The following is a 14,166-nucleotide window of genomic DNA, read 5'->3' as shown; positions in this document are numbered from 1 at the left end:
GGCCCGTCCATTCAGAGGAGGAAATGAGCATGAAAACCAAATCGCTTCTGGCGGGCGCTGCGCTCGCCCTTCTCATGTCGACGGCGGCACATGCCGGCGACGTGCGGATCATGTGGTATTCGGACGGCGTCGAAGGCGACGTCATGAAGGACCTCGTCGGCCGTTTCATGAAGGAAAACCCGGGCATCAACGTCATCCTCGACAACGTTGCCTACAGCGTCATCAAGGACCAGCTGCCCGTGCAGCTCGAAGCCGGCAACGGCCCGGATATCGCCCGCGTCACGGCGATCAAGGACCTCTCCAGGCACTGGCTCGACCTGCGCCCGCTGGTCAAGGACGCCAAGTACTGGGACGATAATTTCGGCGCCCAGGCCGACTGGATGCGTCCGGACGGCTCCAAGCAGATCTCCGGCTTCATGACGCAGATCACCCTGACCGGCGGTTATGCCAACAAAACCCTGTTCGACCAGGCCGGCGTTCCGCTTCCGGGCCCGAAGGCCACCTGGGAAGAATGGGCGGCTGCTTCCAAAAAGGTCAAGGACAGCCAGAAGCTTCCGTTCGCCATGGCGATCGACCGCTCCGGCCACCGTCTGACTGCCCCGCTCCTGTCCTACGGCGCCAACTATGTCGGCAAAGACGGCAAGCCGGCTCCGCTCGACAAGGGTGCCAAGGACTTCCTGACCAAGTTCGTCGGTTGGGTCGGTGAAGGCTCCTTCGCCAAGGACGTCTGGGTTTCGGCAGCGGGCTCGACCTACCGCGCCGCGGCCGAAGACTTCATCAACGGCCAGCTCGCCTTCTATTATTCCGGTTCCTGGCAGGTGGCGAACCTCACGACCAAGATCGGCAACAGCTTTGACTGGGTGGCGACCGGCAGCCCCTGCGGCCCGGCAGCCTGCACCGGCATGCCCGGCGGCGCGGCACTCGTCGCCGTGAAATACACCAAAAACCCGAAGGACGTCGCAGCCGTCATGGACTGGTTCGCCCAGGAGAAGATCGTCAAGGAATTCTCCGAGCGCACCCTCTTCCTGCCCGGCCACAAGGGCGTCGTCGACAAGGGCGGCCTCGACTTCAAGACCGACAACGCCTTCGCCAAGGCTGCCCTGACCAAATATGTCGAGGCATCCAAGACCACGGCCGACACCGCCCTGAAGCTGCCCGGCTGGCGCTGGTCCGACACGGTCTATGCCGCGGTCGTCACCCGCGTCGGTCAGACGCTGGCCGGCGAACTGAAACTCGATGACGCTTTCACGCGCATCGACGCCGACATCGCCCAGAAGGTCAAGGACAGCGGCCTTTGATGACAGCATTGGGGGTGAGCCTCTCACCCCGCCTCCGCTCCGCTCGGCGCACCCTCTCCCCGTAGGCGGGCGAGGATGACCGGCGACGGCGCGGCAAATCCCTTCTCCCCGCCTGCGGGGAGAAGGTGCCGGCAGGCCGGATGAGGGGCGAGCCTCGTCATCCGGACAAGAAGACAAGGAGGGATGGAATACGAACATGAGCACGACGTCTCTCACCGACCGTCTCGGCAGCCTTCTCATGGCGCCCGTGCATCTCCTGATGCGCATCATCGACATACCGCTCCGCGCCGTTCAGAAAACGGCCGGCATCGGCGGCATGGCGGCCGTATTCCTCGCCCCGAACATGCTGATCTTCGGCATTTTCGTGCTCCTGCCCCTCGTCATCAACTTCGTCTATTCGATGACCGGCGGCACGGCCTTCTTCCTTTCCGAGCGCAATTTCATCGGCGCCGAGCAGTATCAGCGCCTCTTCACCTGCACGAACTACCTCGACCCGATGTCCTGCCAGGAGGATGCCTTCTGGACCGCCGTCGGCAACACCTTCTGGTTCGTGATCCTGCAGGTGACGCTGATGATCGGCGTGTCGCTGATCACGGCATTGATCCTCAACCGCGATCTCGCCGCCCGTTCCTTCTGGCGCGCCGTGTTCTTTTTCCCGGTCCTCTTGTCGCCCGTGGTCGTCGGCCTGATCTGGAAGTGGATCCTGCAGCGCCAGGGCCTTCTGAATTTCGGCCTCTACCAGTTCGGCATCGAGCCCTATACCTGGCTTACCGACCGCAACTGGACCTTCATCGCCACGATCGGCGTCTCGATCTGGGCGCATATGGGCCTCTACACGCTGATCCTGCTCGCCGGCCTGCAGGCGATCCCGAAGGATCTCTATGAAGCTGCCGAAATGGACGGCACCAAGCCGGCGCGCGTCTTCCGGCGCATCACGCTGCCGCTTCTCGCGCCGAACCTTCTGGTCGTCGTGGTCCTCGCCCTGATCAAGGCCGTGCAGATCTTCGACGAGGTCTACGTGCTGACCGGCGGCGGTCCCGGCACCAGCACGCTCTATCTGACCCAGTACATCTACGAGACCGGCTTTGCCTCGGTGCTCCGCAATCCTGGCCTTGCCGCTGCCGCTTCGATCCTGATGGGCCTCGTGCTCGTCGTCCTGACACTGATCCAGCTCGGCATAGGCCAGCGTGGCGAAAAGAAGGGGAAACGCTGATGGGTGTCGCCTCTCGCTTCATTCTGCGCCGCCGCGGCGGCAAAAGCTGGCACTGGACGGATATCGTCACCTGGGTCTGGCTCGTCGGCGGCCTGATCATCATGTTCGGTCCGGCCGTCTGGCTCGCCTTCTCGTCCTTCAAGACGCCGGCAGCCCTTGCAGAATTCCCGCCGTCGATCCTGCCCTATGTCACCAGCCAGGCGACAGTCCAGGGTTACGACAAGCCGCTCCAGCTCTTCGAAGCCAAGATGCCGGACGGGTCGACCAAGGTGCTGGCCGAGGTGCGCCGCATCGGTCTCGTCGCCCAGATGGTCGATCCGACGACGCCCGGAGAAATCGTCCGCGTCAACATCGGCGACCGCACGCCGGTCCGCTCGGTCTCGTTCGCCACGGAAAACTACACGACGCCCTTCACCCAGTTCGATTTCCTGCGCTACCTGTGGAACTCGGTCTTCGTGACGGTGACGGCGACGCTGATCACCCTGATCGTCAATTCCATGGCCGCCTTCGCGCTGTCTAAATACGAGTTCAAGGGCCGCGGTCTCGCGATGCTGATCATCCTCGCGACGCTGATGGTGCCGCTTTCGGTGATCATGGTGCCGCTCTATTCGATCATCTCGTCGCTCGGCCTGTTCAACAGTCTCTGGGGCGTCATCCTGCCGACGGTCGCGACACCGACCGGCGTCTTCATCCTACGCCAGTACATGCTGACCATCCCGGACGAGCTGATCGACGCCGCGCGCATGGACAAGGCGTCCGAATGGCAGATCTACTGGCGCATCGTTCTGCCGCTGACGGCACCGGCGCTCGCGGTTCTGGCGATCTTCTCGGTCGTCTGGCGCTGGAACGACTTCCTGTGGCCGCTGATCGTATTGTCGCGGCGCGAACTCTACACCCTGCAAGTGGGCCTGAGCATCTATTCCGGCGAGTTGAACGTCCAGTGGCACTTCATCCTGGCGATGACGGTCGTGACCATGATCCCGGTCGTGCTTGTCTTCATCTTCCTGCAGCGTTTCATCACCACCGGCATTGCCGGCACCGGCCTGAAGTAAGGATCACCGATGGGCGAGATCACCCTCACCAAAATCAAGAAGTCCTTCGGCGCGGTCGACGTCCTGAAGGACATCGACCTCGATATCAAGGACGGCGAGTTCATCGTTTTCGTCGGCCCGTCCGGCTGCGGAAAATCGACCTTGCTGCGCACCATCGCCGGCCTTGAAAAGGTCACCGGCGGCGAGATCGAGATCGACGGCAAGCGCGTCAACGAAGTGTCCGCCGCCGACCGCGGCCTTGCCATGGTCTTCCAGTCCTACGCGCTCTATCCCCATATGAGCGTGCGCCAGAACCTCGCCTTCGGGCTTGAAAATTCCAACATGCCGAAGACCGAGGTTGCCGAGCGCATCCTCGAAGCCGCCCGCATGCTGGAGATCGAGCCTTATCTCGAACGCCGGCCCGGCCAGCTTTCCGGCGGCCAGCGCCAGCGCGTCGCGATCGGACGCGCCATCGTGCGCCGCCCGACCGCTTTCCTGCTCGACGAGCCGCTGTCCAACCTCGACGCCGAACTGCGCGTCTCGACCCGCGCCGAGCTCGCAGCCCTCCACGCCCGCCTCGGCTCGACGATGATCTACGTCACCCACGACCAGGTGGAGGCGATGACATTGGCTCACCGCATCGTGGTCATGCGCGCCGGCAAGATCGAACAGGTCGGCACCCCGCTCGACCTCTACAACACGCCCGCCAACCGCTTCGTCGCCGGCTTCATCGGCGCGCCGCACATGAACTTCCTGGCCGGCGAAGTCGCCGAGCTGGAAACCGGCACGGCGACGCTTGCGACCGCCGGCGGCCACCGCCTGCTCGTGCCGTTCTCGGGCCATTCCCTGTCCGTCGGCGACAAGCTGACGATCGGCATCCGCCCCCAGCACATCACGCTCGCCAATGATCCGGGAAGCCTCAAGGTCAAGGTGCGCCTCGTCGAAGCGCTCGGCTCCGAAACGGTCATCCACGCCGATCTGAACGGCGAAAAGCTCCTCGCCGTCGTTCCCGGCCAAAAGCTGATTTCGCCGGGCGACGAAGCCTACCTCTCCGTCGCCGGTGCGCCGCTGCACCTGTTCGACCGGAATGGACTGAGGGTAAAAGGGACATGAACCGCGCCTTGCGGCGGTTTTATTAGGGCAAGCTGATAACCCGATGATAAGAAATTGAACGCTAATATGCCCCTGGAGCAAAGCGTCATCATCGGGAAAGATCATGGGCGAGTATCAGAACAGAGCTGTCGCACTGGTAGCGGCAAGCGTGGGTGAAAATTTCGCCTTCGACCAGGAGCAACGCAGCCAGGCCTGTCTCGTGGCCGCGATAGAACTTTTTTACGTTCTTGGCGGTTCTGCCGAAGGGCTTGCAACTGCCGCGGCCACTGCTGCCACCAGGCCTACCCCCGCCACGGATACCGCAATTGGCGAGCTGATGAAGGAGATTGCCGCGATCGGCGCCATGAAGGATCTCGACATCATGCAGGCAGCGTACAATACGCTCGACCGGCAGATGCGAGCGATCAAGGCAGGTCGAGCAAGCCGCCGCCTCTACGACCGCTTTTGACCTGCGCGTCTCCCCTCACAGATACCCATTAAAAAAGGCCAGCATCGCCCGCCGCATCTCCGCCGTCTCACGGTGACCGACGCCCGCTTGCGGCAGAAACACCAGCGCACCGAGCGCCTGGGCCCTCAGATAGGCGGCTTCCGTCTCGGCAAAGGCGCGCTCCACCGCGTCAGGCGGTGTCAGCGGATCGTCCCAGCCGACGCAGATCAACTGCGGCCGCGGTGCCACCAGCCCGGCGATCTCGCCGATCGAGGTTTCCTTGAGCAGCCCCGGCACGGTCAGGTAATGCCCGTGCAGGTCATGGGCGCCGGTTTTGACCAGCGTCGCGAAATCCGCATAACAACACAGATGCGCCGTCGCCTTCACCCTCGGATCGAGCGCCGCCAGGAAATAGGCAAGCGTCGCGCCCATCGACAGACCCGCGACGCCGATCCTTTGCGGATCGGCCTCCGGCCGCCCTGCAAGCCAGGTCAGCGCCGCTGCCTGTTCCGAAAGCATCTGCCCGAACAGCGTTTTGCCATGCCAGAGCGCCGCCTTGCTCGCCGCATCCTCCGTCACCCCAGCCCGCTCGCCAAACGTCGGCATGTCGATGCAGAGCGCCACATATCCCTCGCGCGCCAGAACCGGCCCGGGGGCATCGAGCAGGGCCGGCCGGCCGTCGATCAGTTCCGATGCGCCGATATCCCAGCGGGCGCCATGCGCATGCGCATAGACGATCGCCGGGCCGCGGGTGAGGAAGCCTTCGCTCGGCCGGGTGAGGAAGCCCCGTACCTCCGCGCCATCCTCGAGCCTAAACCGCAACCTTTCGAGAATATAGCCGTCGTGGATCTCCGCGGAACAGTCCGCCAGCGTCATGGAGACTTCCTCGAAGGCAAGCAACTCCTTCAATCGCTCAACCGTGATCGCCATCTTGCCCTCCTCCCGGCGCGCCACCCTCCCCTCCAGAGAGGATGACAGCGATCCGTACCTGCCGGCTTTTCAAGGCATAGACGAAATCGCCCGCCGCCGCATCAGGCCGGCGGGTCCGCCGCTACGAAAATTTCCACCGCATCCTGCAGCTATCGAGGCAGAGGATGGAACAGCGCACGCACGCCGACTGCCTTGCGATCCTCAGTACACGGTGTCAAAAAGACGCTGACGACCGCAGAACTCTTGACTTCCACGCCCTATCGTCCGACTTCAAACGCTGAAACGAAGGGATGACGACCATGACCGAAGCCGCCCGCAGCACGATCGACCAGAGCGAAGTCGATCGGTTTTCCGCAATGGCCGCGGAGTGGTGGGACCCGACCGGCAAGTTCAAGCCGCTCCACAAGTTCAACCCCGTGCGGCTCGCCTATCTCCGCGACCGCATCTGTGAAAATTTCGGCCGCGACCCGAAGAGCCACCTGCCGCTTTCCGGCCTGCGCATCCTCGATATCGGCTGCGGCGGCGGCCTGCTCTCCGAGCCGATCGCCCGCATGGGCGCGACCGTCGTCGGCGCCGACCCGTCCGAAAAGAACATCGGCATCGCCGCCACCCACGCGGCCGAGACGGGCACCTCGGTCGACTACCGCGCCGTGACCGCCGAGCAGCTCGCCGAAGCCGGCGAGACGTTCGACGTCGTGCTGAACATGGAAGTGGTCGAGCACGTCGCGGACGTCAATTTCTTCATGACCACCTGCGCCAACATGGTCCGCCCCGGCGGCCTGATGTTCGTCGCCACCATCAATCGCACCTTCAAGGCCGGAGCGCTGGCGATCTTCGCCGCCGAAAACATCCTGCGCTGGCTGCCCCGCGGCACCCATCAATACGAAAAGCTGGTCCGCCCGGAAGAGCTCGAAAGACCGATCTCCTCAGCCGGCATGGAAATCATCCACCGCACCGGCGTCTTCTTCAATCCGCTGCAGGACCGCTGGAACCTGTCGCCGGACATGGACGTCAACTACATGATGCTGGCCAAGCGGCCTGCGTGATGGAAATTCGTGGCGTCTGTGGTACCATGTCGGAGTAGAAGGAGCTGCATATGCCGCAAGTAACCGTAAAGCTTGACGCAGTCCTGGATAGCCACATCCAAGATGCTATCGAACGAGGTGAAACCAAGTCACGCGATCGATATATCGAGGACGCGCTCCGTGATCGCTATCTCCGCGACCTCCGAAGACAGAAGCTACATGAGTCTCTTGATCGGGCGATAGCCGACGCCGATGCGGGTCGCGTCACCCCACTCGAAGAGGCCTTCGATCGCATCTTGAGCGACCTCGAAAAGTAGGGAAAGCCCGTGAAAGTCGTCATCACGGACGAAGCGCTTTCGGACATTTCCTCAATCACAAAATTTATCAGGAAAGATAATCCTCCGCGGGCGATCTCATTCGCGCTGGAATTAAGGGAAGCCTGCCGCCAGCTCGGAAATTCACCGGGCGCTTTTGCCGCTTTATCAGACTATCCGGAAAGCGGGATCAGGCGACGCCCCTATGGCAACTATGTGATCCTGTACAGGATCGGCGGTGCGACGGTCGAGATCCTCCACTACGAGGGCGTCCTCTTTCCGAAAGAGTAGCCATCCCCGCTCCCGCCGCGCACGCTGACCTCTCCCCGATCGCCAGCCGCTCGTTCAGTTCGCGTCTTCGGGAATGATCGGCAACGGCGCAATCTCGATGCCCTCGTCGAGCAGCTCACGCACCTCGCCGAGGCTCGCCTGGCCGATGATGCCGCGGGCATCCGCCTCGCCATAATGGATCTTGCGGGCTTCCTCGGGAAACTTCTCGCCGACGTCCTCGGCATTGGCCTTGATCGCCGCCACGGCTTCCTTGAGCTTGGCGATAGCCTCCTGGCGGGCGAGGTCCATCACCATCGCCTGCTTCTCTTCCTTCTTTCGGGCGGTCGAGACTGAGGGCGCCATCAGCGTCTTGGAAATGGAAGCGGAATTGCAGATCGGACAGGTGAGGAACCCGCTCGCCACCTGCCGGTCGAAATCGGCGCTTTCCGAAAACCAGCCTTCAAACGTGTGGGCGTTCTCGCAGGAAAGGGAATACTTGATCAAGCGGCCACCTCTCCCGCCGCGTCCGTAACCGCATCGAGCGAGAACTCGCGGGCGTTCTTCAGGTTCGGGATCTTTCCCCGGGCCGCCGCAACGGCGGCTATATCGATCTCGGCGAGCACGATGCCTTCGCCGGTGCCGCCGGCGGATGCCAGCATCCTGCCCCAGGGATCGACGATCATCGAATGGCCAAATGTCTCGCGGCCGTCTTCATGCACGCCACCTTGAGCGGCAGCGATCACGAAGGCACCGTTCTCGATCGCACGGGCACGCAGCAGGATTTCCCAATGGGCCTCGCCGGTCTGGCGGGTGAAGGCGGCCGGCACGGTCAGGATTTCGGCGCCGGCCAAGGCTTCGGTGCGGAAAAGCTGCGGGAAACGGACATCGTAGCAGATTGCAAAACCGAGCTTGCCGAACGGCAGGTCGGCGACGCGCGCTTCGCTGCCGGGCTCGTAGGCCGAGCTTTCACGCCAGCTCTCGCCATTGTCCAGATCGACATCGAACATATGGATCTTGTCATAGGTGCAGACCTGCCGGCCGCTGGGCGCAAACAGGAAGGCACGGTTGGCGATCTTGCCGCCGTCGACGGCGATCGCCGTGGAGCCGACATGCAGATGGATGCCGAGTTCGCTCGCAAGGCTGCGGGCGGTCGAAACGATGATGTCGCCCGCCTCGTCGCGCAGCACTGCGCGCATAGCCTTGCGGTCCCGCTGCAGGAAGCCGGTCATCTCGGGGGTCTGGACATAAACCGCCCCATGCGCCGCGGCCTCGTGGACCAGCCGCACCATGTCGGCAGCGTTCTTTTCCGGATCGACGCCGGAGCACATCTGGATAGCGGCAGCCTTGAAAGCCATGGAGGATACCTCTCAGTTCGCCAGCATCGGGTCCAGCCGGCCGGCCCGGTCGAGTGCATGCAGATCGTCGCAACCGCCAACATGCGTGCCGTCGATGAAGATCTGCGGGAAGGTCGAGCGACCGCTCGCCTTGCCGATCATCTCCTGGCGCAATTCCTGCGAATAAGTGGCGTCATGCTCGGTGTAGGAAACGCCTTTTGTCTCCAGCAATGCCTTGGCGCGTGCGCAATAACCGCAATATTCGCGGGTATAGATAGTGACCTCTGCCATGATCGTCTCCGGGCGCGGCCAGGCGGGAATGGGCCACGCGCAATAGTGTCTTCTTCTGTCATATAGGCCCGGTAACAGCCATTGCAAAGGTCAAAACCGTGACCTCTGCGGCGCCGGCTCGTCTCAATGCGCGCGTGGCGGATGAAACCGTCGCACCGGTCGTATAGACGTCGTCGACCAGCACCAGCCGCTTGCCGAAGACGCGGTCCTCATGGCCCGGTGCGATTGCGAAAGCCGCCCGCACGTTGTCCTCGCGGGCCCGCGCCGAAAGCCCCACCTGCCGGTTCGTGCGTTTGACGCGGATGAGTGTGGACGGCAGGAATGGCTGGCCGGATTTTCGCGACAGATGCCGGGCAAGCTCCGCCGCCTGATTGAATTTCCGCGATGCGAAGCGCGAGCGATGCAGCGGCACCGGCAGGATGCCGTCGCAGTTTGCGACGTAACCATCGGAGGCACGCAGCATCCATCCGGCCATCATACCTGCGAGATCGGTGCGGTCGCGGTATTTCAGCGAATGGACAAGGTCGCGGGCCGCGCCCTCGAAGATTGCCGCCGAACGCAGGCGGTCGAAGACGGGCGGTTCGGCAATCGCTTGCGCCGACAGAATGCCAGGCCCTGGATCGTAGGAAAACGGCAGGCCGAGCGTCTCGCAATAGGGCCGCTCGATGAACCGGATTTCACGCCAGCAGGCGGGGCAGAAGCCCTGATGCGCGCCCGTTCGCACACCGCAGCCGGGACAGGTCGGGGGATAGACGAGATCGCCTACCCATCTCGTCCACCCCACGGCAAACGATGTTAAAAGTCGCAGGGCATTGACGTTGGGCTCGGCGGACATGACTTGACAATAGCGGACGGAGGGCGCCTTTGCGACGGCAGAATACGAGTGGACGGCCATGGAAATTCTTTTCGACGAACAGCTGGTAAGTGCACGGCGCAGACGCGCGATAACCGCCAAGGACAGCAATGCCGCCTTCCTTCTGGACATTGCCGGCCGCGAGCTTGCAGACCGGCTGGCGGTCGTCGAACGGCAATTCGAGACCGCGGTAGAACTCCATGGCGGAACCGGCATCGCGGCCCGTGAGGCGCTTGCCACCGGCAAGGTCGGCACCTTGAGCCGCGTCGAGACCGATGCCGCCTTCGCAAGGCCCGGAGACGCTTTCACCGCGGCTCCGTTCGAAGACGTCCCCCTGGAACCCGAATCCGTCAATCTGGTCCTGTCGCCGCTCTCGCTGCACCTGGTCAACGACATGCCCGGCACGCTGGTCCGCATCCGCCGCGCCCTGAAGCCCGACGGGCTTTTTCTAGCAGCGATTCCCGGCTCCGGCACGCTGCAGGAAATGCGCGACGTTCTTCTGTCTGCCGAGGCGGAACTGACCGGCGGCGCGAGCCCCCGCGTCATTCCGTTTGCCGATGTGCGCGATGTCGGCGCCCTGCTGCAGCGGGCCGGTTTCTCGCTGCCGGTTGTCGATGCCGAGACCTACACGGTGCGCTACGACTCGCTCTTCCCGCTGATGCGCGATTTACGCGCCATGGGCATGACCAACCCCGTCGCGGGCCGCAGCCGCGTGCCGGTCGCGAGGCGTTTCTTCGTAAGGGCTGCAGAACTTTATGCGGAACGTTATTCCGATCCGGACGGCCGCATCCGCGCCACGTTCTCGATCATCTACGCATCCGGCTGGGCCCCGCACGAAAGCCAGCAGAAGCCGCTGAAGCCGGGATCCGCCAAGATGCGGCTGGCCGAGGCTCTCAACAGTCGCAGCCCGCGCTGAACGGCCCCGACCCAAATTCAGGGAACAGGGTCGTCAACGCTGTTAGAGATGGTTTTGAACGTATTCGTCAATGCGTCGGTAAAGGTGGTGAACCCTGCGATCATCGACAGCGAGATGATCCCGATAATGAGGCCATATTCCACGGCCGTTGCGCCGCTATTATCCTTCAGAAGAAACCTGAAAAGGCGCATGGAATATCCTTCAATCAACATCAGCGGGCCAAAAAGCCCTTGGCGTCAGCAGTCGCTGCCGACGCCATAACCCTGCACGATGCAGACCGAGCCCGGCGTTTCCTGCAGCACGCTGCGCCGGATCGTATAATGTCTTGCGCCCTTTTCGCCGGGCTTGATGGAGCCCGTGCTGATCAGGTCGAAATCCTCCTGGACATGCGCCAGTCGGCGCTCGTCATTGCGGCCAGCAAGCATCGGCGTCACGATCAGTGAAAGAGCGATCGCGGCCGTCCCAAACAGAAGAGCGATATTGAGCGCGCCGGTTTTGCCGGAGCCATGCGTCGCCCGCTGACGGACCCGCACAGTTTTCCAGAATTCCTCGTCCATGCCTTCTAAAGCCTCATCAACGCGTTACCGGATAAGCCTTGAAGGTGCCACAATCGGCTAAACGATCCCTTAACGCCGTATGAATTCGGCCGCTCTAATTTTACCGATCAGAGCAGATCCTGCAGGATCGGGATCAGCGGCTCGTCGGCCGGCGGCATCGGGTAATCCCTGAGCGCCTTCGGCCGCACCCATTTGATCGCCTGCCCTTCCCTTCCCGTCGGAATGCCTTCGAACCGACGGCAGACATAGAGCGGCATCAGGAGGTGGAAGGTCTCGTAGGTGTGGCTGGCGAAGGTGAGCGGCGCAAGGCATGGAATCCTGGTCTTGATGCCGAGCTCTTCCTCGAGCTCGCGCACCAGCGTCTCCTCGGGCGTCTCACCGGGCTCGACCTTGCCGCCGGGAAATTCCCAGAGACCGGCCAGCGATTTGCCCTCCGGGCGCTGCGCCAGAAGAATGCGGCCGTCGGTATCGATCAGCGCGCAGGCGGCGACGAGCAGTATCTTTAAGGGGGCATCGCTCATGCCCGGCTTTCCTGCCGCCAGTAACGGTATTCGTAGGCCTTGCGGAAGCCGAACTTTCGATAAAGCGCCATCGCCGGTTCGTTGGTCGAGACGACCTGCAGCCAGGCCGAACGCGCACCGCTGATACGAGCCCAGCGTAGCGCCGAAGACAGGATTTCGGTGCCGAGACCCTCGCGCCGATGCGCCTGGGCCACGGCAAAGGAGATGATGCCGGCAAGATCGTTGTCCTGGACGCAGAGCGCCACGGCCGCGGCTCCTTCCTGCGGATTCTCCTTGATGAAGAAGCCGGAGGTCGGCTTGATCGAACTCAGGATCTCGGCAAGCGCCGGCTTCAGCGCCGGATCTTCGTTATCGATCGCCAGGCTCGCGTCGCAGAACCGGCCGATATCGTGGCTCGGCAGGTGATCGAGCGTGTCCGGCAGTTCCAGTTCGGTGAGGTTGACAGTCAGGACGTCGACGGTCTCGAACACCCGCCAGCCGGCGGCATCGAGATGGTCGATCAGCCTGGGAGGAGCGAGCGGCGTCTCCCGGACGACCAACTCACGGCCGTAATTCTCGAACCGCTTGCGCGCCTTCTCGAGCCGCATCGCCATGTCGCGGTGATCGGACGGGTCGAGCGGCACGATGCAGTTCAGGCGCTTTGAAGGATGGCCGCCGGTCAGCCGAACCTGCCAGCTCCCGTCATAAACGACGGACGCCGCCGGCCAGGCTCGAAAGCCCACGGCTTCGAGCCGCCTGACCAATGGCAGATCGTTCTGAGGAGATGATGCTTCGTTCAATTCCTGTCAGCTCCGGTAGTCGCCGTTGATGGCAACATATTCCTTGGTGAGGTCGCAGGTCCAGACGGTCGCCCGGCCGTTGCCGAGACCGATATCGACCTTCACGGGAATGTCCTGTTCCTTCATGACGGCGGTGGTCGCGGCTTCGGAATAGGCCGGATCGCGCTCGCCGTCGACGGCGACACGAACATCGCCGAACCAGATCGCCAGCCGGTCGCGGTCGGCCATTTCGCCGGACTTGCCGACGGCCATGACGATGCGGCCCCAATTGGCGTCTTCACCGGCGATCGCGGTCTTGACCAGCGGCGAATTGGCGATCGACAGCGCGATTGTCTTTGCCGCGGCATCGCTTTCGGCGCCGGTGACGGTGATCTCGACCATCTTGCGGGCGCCTTCGCCGTCGCGCACGACCTGCAAGGCCAGATCCTTGAGCAGGTCGTTGAGCGCCGCGCGGAAGCTCGTGAGGCGTGGATCGTCGGCGGCCTCGACGCGGGCCTGCCCATCGTCGGCGGCGGCGCCGGTTGCAAACAGCATCAGCGTATCGGAGGTCGAGGTGTCGCTGTCGACGGTGACCGAATTGAAGGTCGGGCCGACGCCGGCGGAAAGCAGGTTCTGCAGCGCCGGCGACGCGATGTCGGCATCGGTCGCCACGAAGGACAGCATGGTCGCCATGTCGGGCGCGATCATGCCGGCGCCCTTGGCGATGCCGTTGATCGTCACCGTGACGCCGCCGATCTCGGCGGTGCGGGTCGCGACCTTCGGATAGGTGTCGGTGGTCATGATCGCCTTGGCAGCTTCGAGCCAGAAGTTGCCGGTGGCGCCGCTGTTCATGTCGCCGAGCACGCCTGCGAATTTCGTCGCGTCGAGCGGCTCGCCGATCACGCCGGTCGAAGCCAGATAGACCTCGTTCTCGCCGCAGCCGACAGCCTCGGAGGCCGATTTGGCGGTAAGTTCCGTCGCTGCCTTGCCCCTGATGCCGGTAAAGGCGTTGGCATTGCCGGAATTGACGACCACGGCGCGTGCCACCCCGTGCGACAGATTGGCACGGCAGAAATCGACCGGCGCCGAAGGGCACCTGGAGCGAGTGAAGACGCCGGCGACGGTCGCCGGCTCGTCAAACACCATCAGCAGCACGTCGGTGCGGTTCTTGTACTTGATCCCGGCGGCGGCTGTCGCCATGCGCACGCCGCGGATCGCCGGCATGTCGGGATAGGATTTCGGAGCGAGCGGCGAAACGGAATCGGACATCGGAAATTACCTGGCTCAAATATGGAGAGGGCCCGGAAAATCCGGG

General features: G+C 63.3%; 18 protein-coding genes and 1 pseudogene. 9 read left to right on the top strand and 10 right to left on the bottom strand.

From position 1 onward, the window contains the following. The first annotated feature begins 29 nt into the window (after positions 1-29). The 5 genes from C5J22_RS24340 to C5J22_RS24320 all read left to right on the top strand — a co-directional run bounded on the left by C5J22_RS24340 (position 30) and on the right by C5J22_RS24320 (position 5,103). Positions 30-1,298 carry an ABC transporter substrate-binding protein gene (locus C5J22_RS24340; protein WP_046665355.1) on the top strand — a complete coding sequence of 423 codons (1,269 nt, stop codon included), beginning with the start codon at positions 30-32 and terminating at the stop codon, positions 1,296-1,298. A gap of 196 nt (positions 1,299-1,494) precedes the next feature. Next, positions 1,495-2,511, top strand: a complete 1,017-nt coding sequence (locus C5J22_RS24335) for a carbohydrate ABC transporter permease (protein ID WP_105440337.1) — start codon at positions 1,495-1,497, stop codon at positions 2,509-2,511. After that, complete coding sequence (locus C5J22_RS24330) at positions 2,511-3,563, top strand: carbohydrate ABC transporter permease (RefSeq protein ID WP_105440336.1); 1,053 nt, start codon at positions 2,511-2,513, stop codon at positions 3,561-3,563. The genes C5J22_RS24335 and C5J22_RS24330 overlap by 1 nt, the downstream gene beginning before the upstream one ends. Before the next feature lie 9 nt (positions 3,564-3,572). Continuing rightward, complete coding sequence (locus C5J22_RS24325) at positions 3,573-4,655, top strand: ABC transporter ATP-binding protein (protein WP_105440335.1); 1,083 nt, start codon at positions 3,573-3,575, stop codon at positions 4,653-4,655. 103 nt (positions 4,656-4,758) lie between these two features. Next, positions 4,759-5,103: a hypothetical protein gene (locus tag C5J22_RS24320; protein WP_105440334.1), complete on the top strand. Its 345-nt coding sequence runs from the start codon at positions 4,759-4,761 to the stop codon at positions 5,101-5,103. Between the two features lie 15 nt (positions 5,104-5,118). Here C5J22_RS24320 and C5J22_RS24315 read toward each other — a convergent pair whose 3' ends face one another. Continuing rightward, positions 5,119-6,012, bottom strand: a complete 894-nt coding sequence (locus tag C5J22_RS24315) for a S9 family peptidase (RefSeq protein WP_105440333.1) — start codon at positions 6,010-6,012, stop codon at positions 5,119-5,121. Positions 6,013-6,311: 299 nt separating this feature from the next. Between C5J22_RS24315 and ubiG the strand changes: the two genes are divergently transcribed. The 3 genes from ubiG to C5J22_RS24300 are packed head-to-tail and all read left to right on the top strand — an operon-like array spanning position 6,312 to position 7,642. Beyond that, positions 6,312-7,058 (top strand): bifunctional 2-polyprenyl-6-hydroxyphenol methylase/3-demethylubiquinol 3-O-methyltransferase UbiG, encoded by a 747-nt coding sequence (gene ubiG, locus C5J22_RS24310; protein ID WP_105440353.1) that lies wholly within the window; start codon positions 6,312-6,314, stop codon positions 7,056-7,058. Between the two features lie 50 nt (positions 7,059-7,108). Then, entirely contained in the window at positions 7,109-7,354 is a 246-nt protein-coding gene (locus C5J22_RS24305; RefSeq protein WP_105440332.1) for a hypothetical protein, read from the top strand. A 9-nt stretch (positions 7,355-7,363) separates the two neighbouring features. Next, positions 7,364-7,642, top strand: a complete 279-nt coding sequence (locus C5J22_RS24300) for a type II toxin-antitoxin system RelE/ParE family toxin (protein ID WP_105440331.1) — start codon at positions 7,364-7,366, stop codon at positions 7,640-7,642. A gap of 54 nt (positions 7,643-7,696) precedes the next feature. On the opposite strand, the gene C5J22_RS24295 is transcribed toward C5J22_RS24300, so the two are convergent. Genes C5J22_RS24295 through C5J22_RS24280 form a run of 4 tightly spaced genes read right to left on the bottom strand, consistent with a single transcriptional unit; the run spans position 7,697 to position 10,081 of the window. Then, positions 7,697-8,125, bottom strand: coding sequence for a DUF1178 family protein (locus C5J22_RS24295; protein ID WP_105440330.1), 429 nt, complete (start codon positions 8,123-8,125; stop codon positions 7,697-7,699). Beyond that, on the bottom strand, positions 8,122-8,976 hold the full coding sequence (locus C5J22_RS24290) for a carbon-nitrogen hydrolase family protein (protein WP_105440329.1): 855 nt from the start codon (positions 8,974-8,976) through the stop codon (positions 8,122-8,124). The genes C5J22_RS24295 and C5J22_RS24290 overlap by 4 nt, the downstream gene beginning before the upstream one ends. 12 nt (positions 8,977-8,988) lie before the next feature. Then, positions 8,989-9,246 carry a glutaredoxin 3 gene (gene grxC / locus C5J22_RS24285; protein ID WP_105405218.1) on the bottom strand — a complete coding sequence of 86 codons (258 nt, stop codon included), beginning with the start codon at positions 9,244-9,246 and terminating at the stop codon, positions 8,989-8,991. Between the two features lie 58 nt (positions 9,247-9,304). Further along, on the bottom strand, positions 9,305-10,081 hold the full coding sequence (locus tag C5J22_RS24280; RefSeq protein ID WP_105440352.1) for a ComF family protein: 777 nt from the start codon (positions 10,079-10,081) through the stop codon (positions 9,305-9,307). Positions 10,082-10,139: 58 nt separating this feature from the next. Between C5J22_RS24280 and C5J22_RS24275 the strand changes: the two genes are divergently transcribed. Beyond that, complete coding sequence (locus tag C5J22_RS24275; RefSeq protein WP_105440328.1) at positions 10,140-11,015, top strand: class I SAM-dependent methyltransferase; 876 nt, start codon at positions 10,140-10,142, stop codon at positions 11,013-11,015. Positions 11,016-11,032: 17 nt separating this feature from the next. Here the strand turns inward: C5J22_RS24275 and C5J22_RS24270 are convergent, their stop codons facing one another. From C5J22_RS24270 to argJ, 5 genes and pseudogenes are all read right to left on the bottom strand, one after another. After that, positions 11,033-11,206: a Flp family type IVb pilin gene (locus tag C5J22_RS24270; RefSeq protein WP_105440327.1), complete on the bottom strand. Its 174-nt coding sequence runs from the start codon at positions 11,204-11,206 to the stop codon at positions 11,033-11,035. 45 nt (positions 11,207-11,251) lie between these two features. After that, positions 11,252-11,572: a hypothetical protein gene (locus C5J22_RS24265; RefSeq protein WP_037081748.1), complete on the bottom strand. Its 321-nt coding sequence runs from the start codon at positions 11,570-11,572 to the stop codon at positions 11,252-11,254. Positions 11,573-11,679: 107 nt separating this feature from the next. Continuing rightward, positions 11,680-12,093: an 8-oxo-dGTP diphosphatase MutT gene (gene mutT / locus C5J22_RS24260; RefSeq protein ID WP_046664960.1), complete on the bottom strand. Its 414-nt coding sequence runs from the start codon at positions 12,091-12,093 to the stop codon at positions 11,680-11,682. After that, positions 12,090-12,910, bottom strand: a pseudogene (locus C5J22_RS24255) (GNAT family N-acetyltransferase). The gene mutT and the pseudogene C5J22_RS24255 overlap by 4 nt, the downstream one beginning before the upstream one ends. Beyond that, complete coding sequence (argJ, locus tag C5J22_RS24250; RefSeq protein ID WP_105440325.1) at positions 12,879-14,120, bottom strand: bifunctional glutamate N-acetyltransferase/amino-acid acetyltransferase ArgJ; 1,242 nt, start codon at positions 14,118-14,120, stop codon at positions 12,879-12,881. The pseudogene C5J22_RS24255 and the gene argJ overlap by 32 nt, the downstream one beginning before the upstream one ends. Between the last annotated feature and the right edge of the window lie 46 nt (positions 14,121-14,166).

Origin of the sequence: Neorhizobium sp. T25_13 (genome assembly GCF_002968675.1) — a bacterium.
In the GTDB taxonomy this organism is placed as follows: Bacteria; Pseudomonadota; Alphaproteobacteria; order Rhizobiales; family Rhizobiaceae; genus Neorhizobium; species Neorhizobium tomejilense.
Note: the sequence above shows the minus strand (reverse complement) of the source record. Positions and strands in the feature narration are given on the sequence as shown.

Coding starts and splice junctions, on each gene's coding strand:
- grxC (WP_105405218.1), bottom strand. CDS start 9,246: ATGGCAGAGGTCACTATCTATACCCGCGAATATTGCGGTTATTGCGCA.
- argJ (WP_105440325.1), bottom strand. CDS start 14,120: ATGTCCGATTCCGTTTCGCCGCTCGCTCCGAAATCCTATCCCGACATG.
- C5J22_RS24335 (WP_105440337.1), top strand. CDS start 1,495: ATGAGCACGACGTCTCTCACCGACCGTCTCGGCAGCCTTCTCATGGCG.
- C5J22_RS24315 (WP_105440333.1), bottom strand. CDS start 6,012: ATGGCGATCACGGTTGAGCGATTGAAGGAGTTGCTTGCCTTCGAGGAA.
- C5J22_RS24275 (WP_105440328.1), top strand. CDS start 10,140: ATGGAAATTCTTTTCGACGAACAGCTGGTAAGTGCACGGCGCAGACGC.
- C5J22_RS24280 (WP_105440352.1), bottom strand. CDS start 10,081: ATGTCCGCCGAGCCCAACGTCAATGCCCTGCGACTTTTAACATCGTTT.
- ubiG (WP_105440353.1), top strand. CDS start 6,312: ATGACCGAAGCCGCCCGCAGCACGATCGACCAGAGCGAAGTCGATCGG.
- C5J22_RS24340 (WP_046665355.1), top strand. CDS start 30: ATGAAAACCAAATCGCTTCTGGCGGGCGCTGCGCTCGCCCTTCTCATG.
- C5J22_RS24270 (WP_105440327.1), bottom strand. CDS start 11,206: ATGCGCCTTTTCAGGTTTCTTCTGAAGGATAATAGCGGCGCAACGGCC.
- C5J22_RS24305 (WP_105440332.1), top strand. CDS start 7,109: ATGCCGCAAGTAACCGTAAAGCTTGACGCAGTCCTGGATAGCCACATC.
- C5J22_RS24320 (WP_105440334.1), top strand. CDS start 4,759: ATGGGCGAGTATCAGAACAGAGCTGTCGCACTGGTAGCGGCAAGCGTG.
- C5J22_RS24330 (WP_105440336.1), top strand. CDS start 2,511: ATGGGTGTCGCCTCTCGCTTCATTCTGCGCCGCCGCGGCGGCAAAAGC.
- C5J22_RS24290 (WP_105440329.1), bottom strand. CDS start 8,976: ATGGCTTTCAAGGCTGCCGCTATCCAGATGTGCTCCGGCGTCGATCCG.
- C5J22_RS24325 (WP_105440335.1), top strand. CDS start 3,573: ATGGGCGAGATCACCCTCACCAAAATCAAGAAGTCCTTCGGCGCGGTC.
- mutT (WP_046664960.1), bottom strand. CDS start 12,093: ATGAGCGATGCCCCCTTAAAGATACTGCTCGTCGCCGCCTGCGCGCTG.
- C5J22_RS24265 (WP_037081748.1), bottom strand. CDS start 11,572: ATGGACGAGGAATTCTGGAAAACTGTGCGGGTCCGTCAGCGGGCGACG.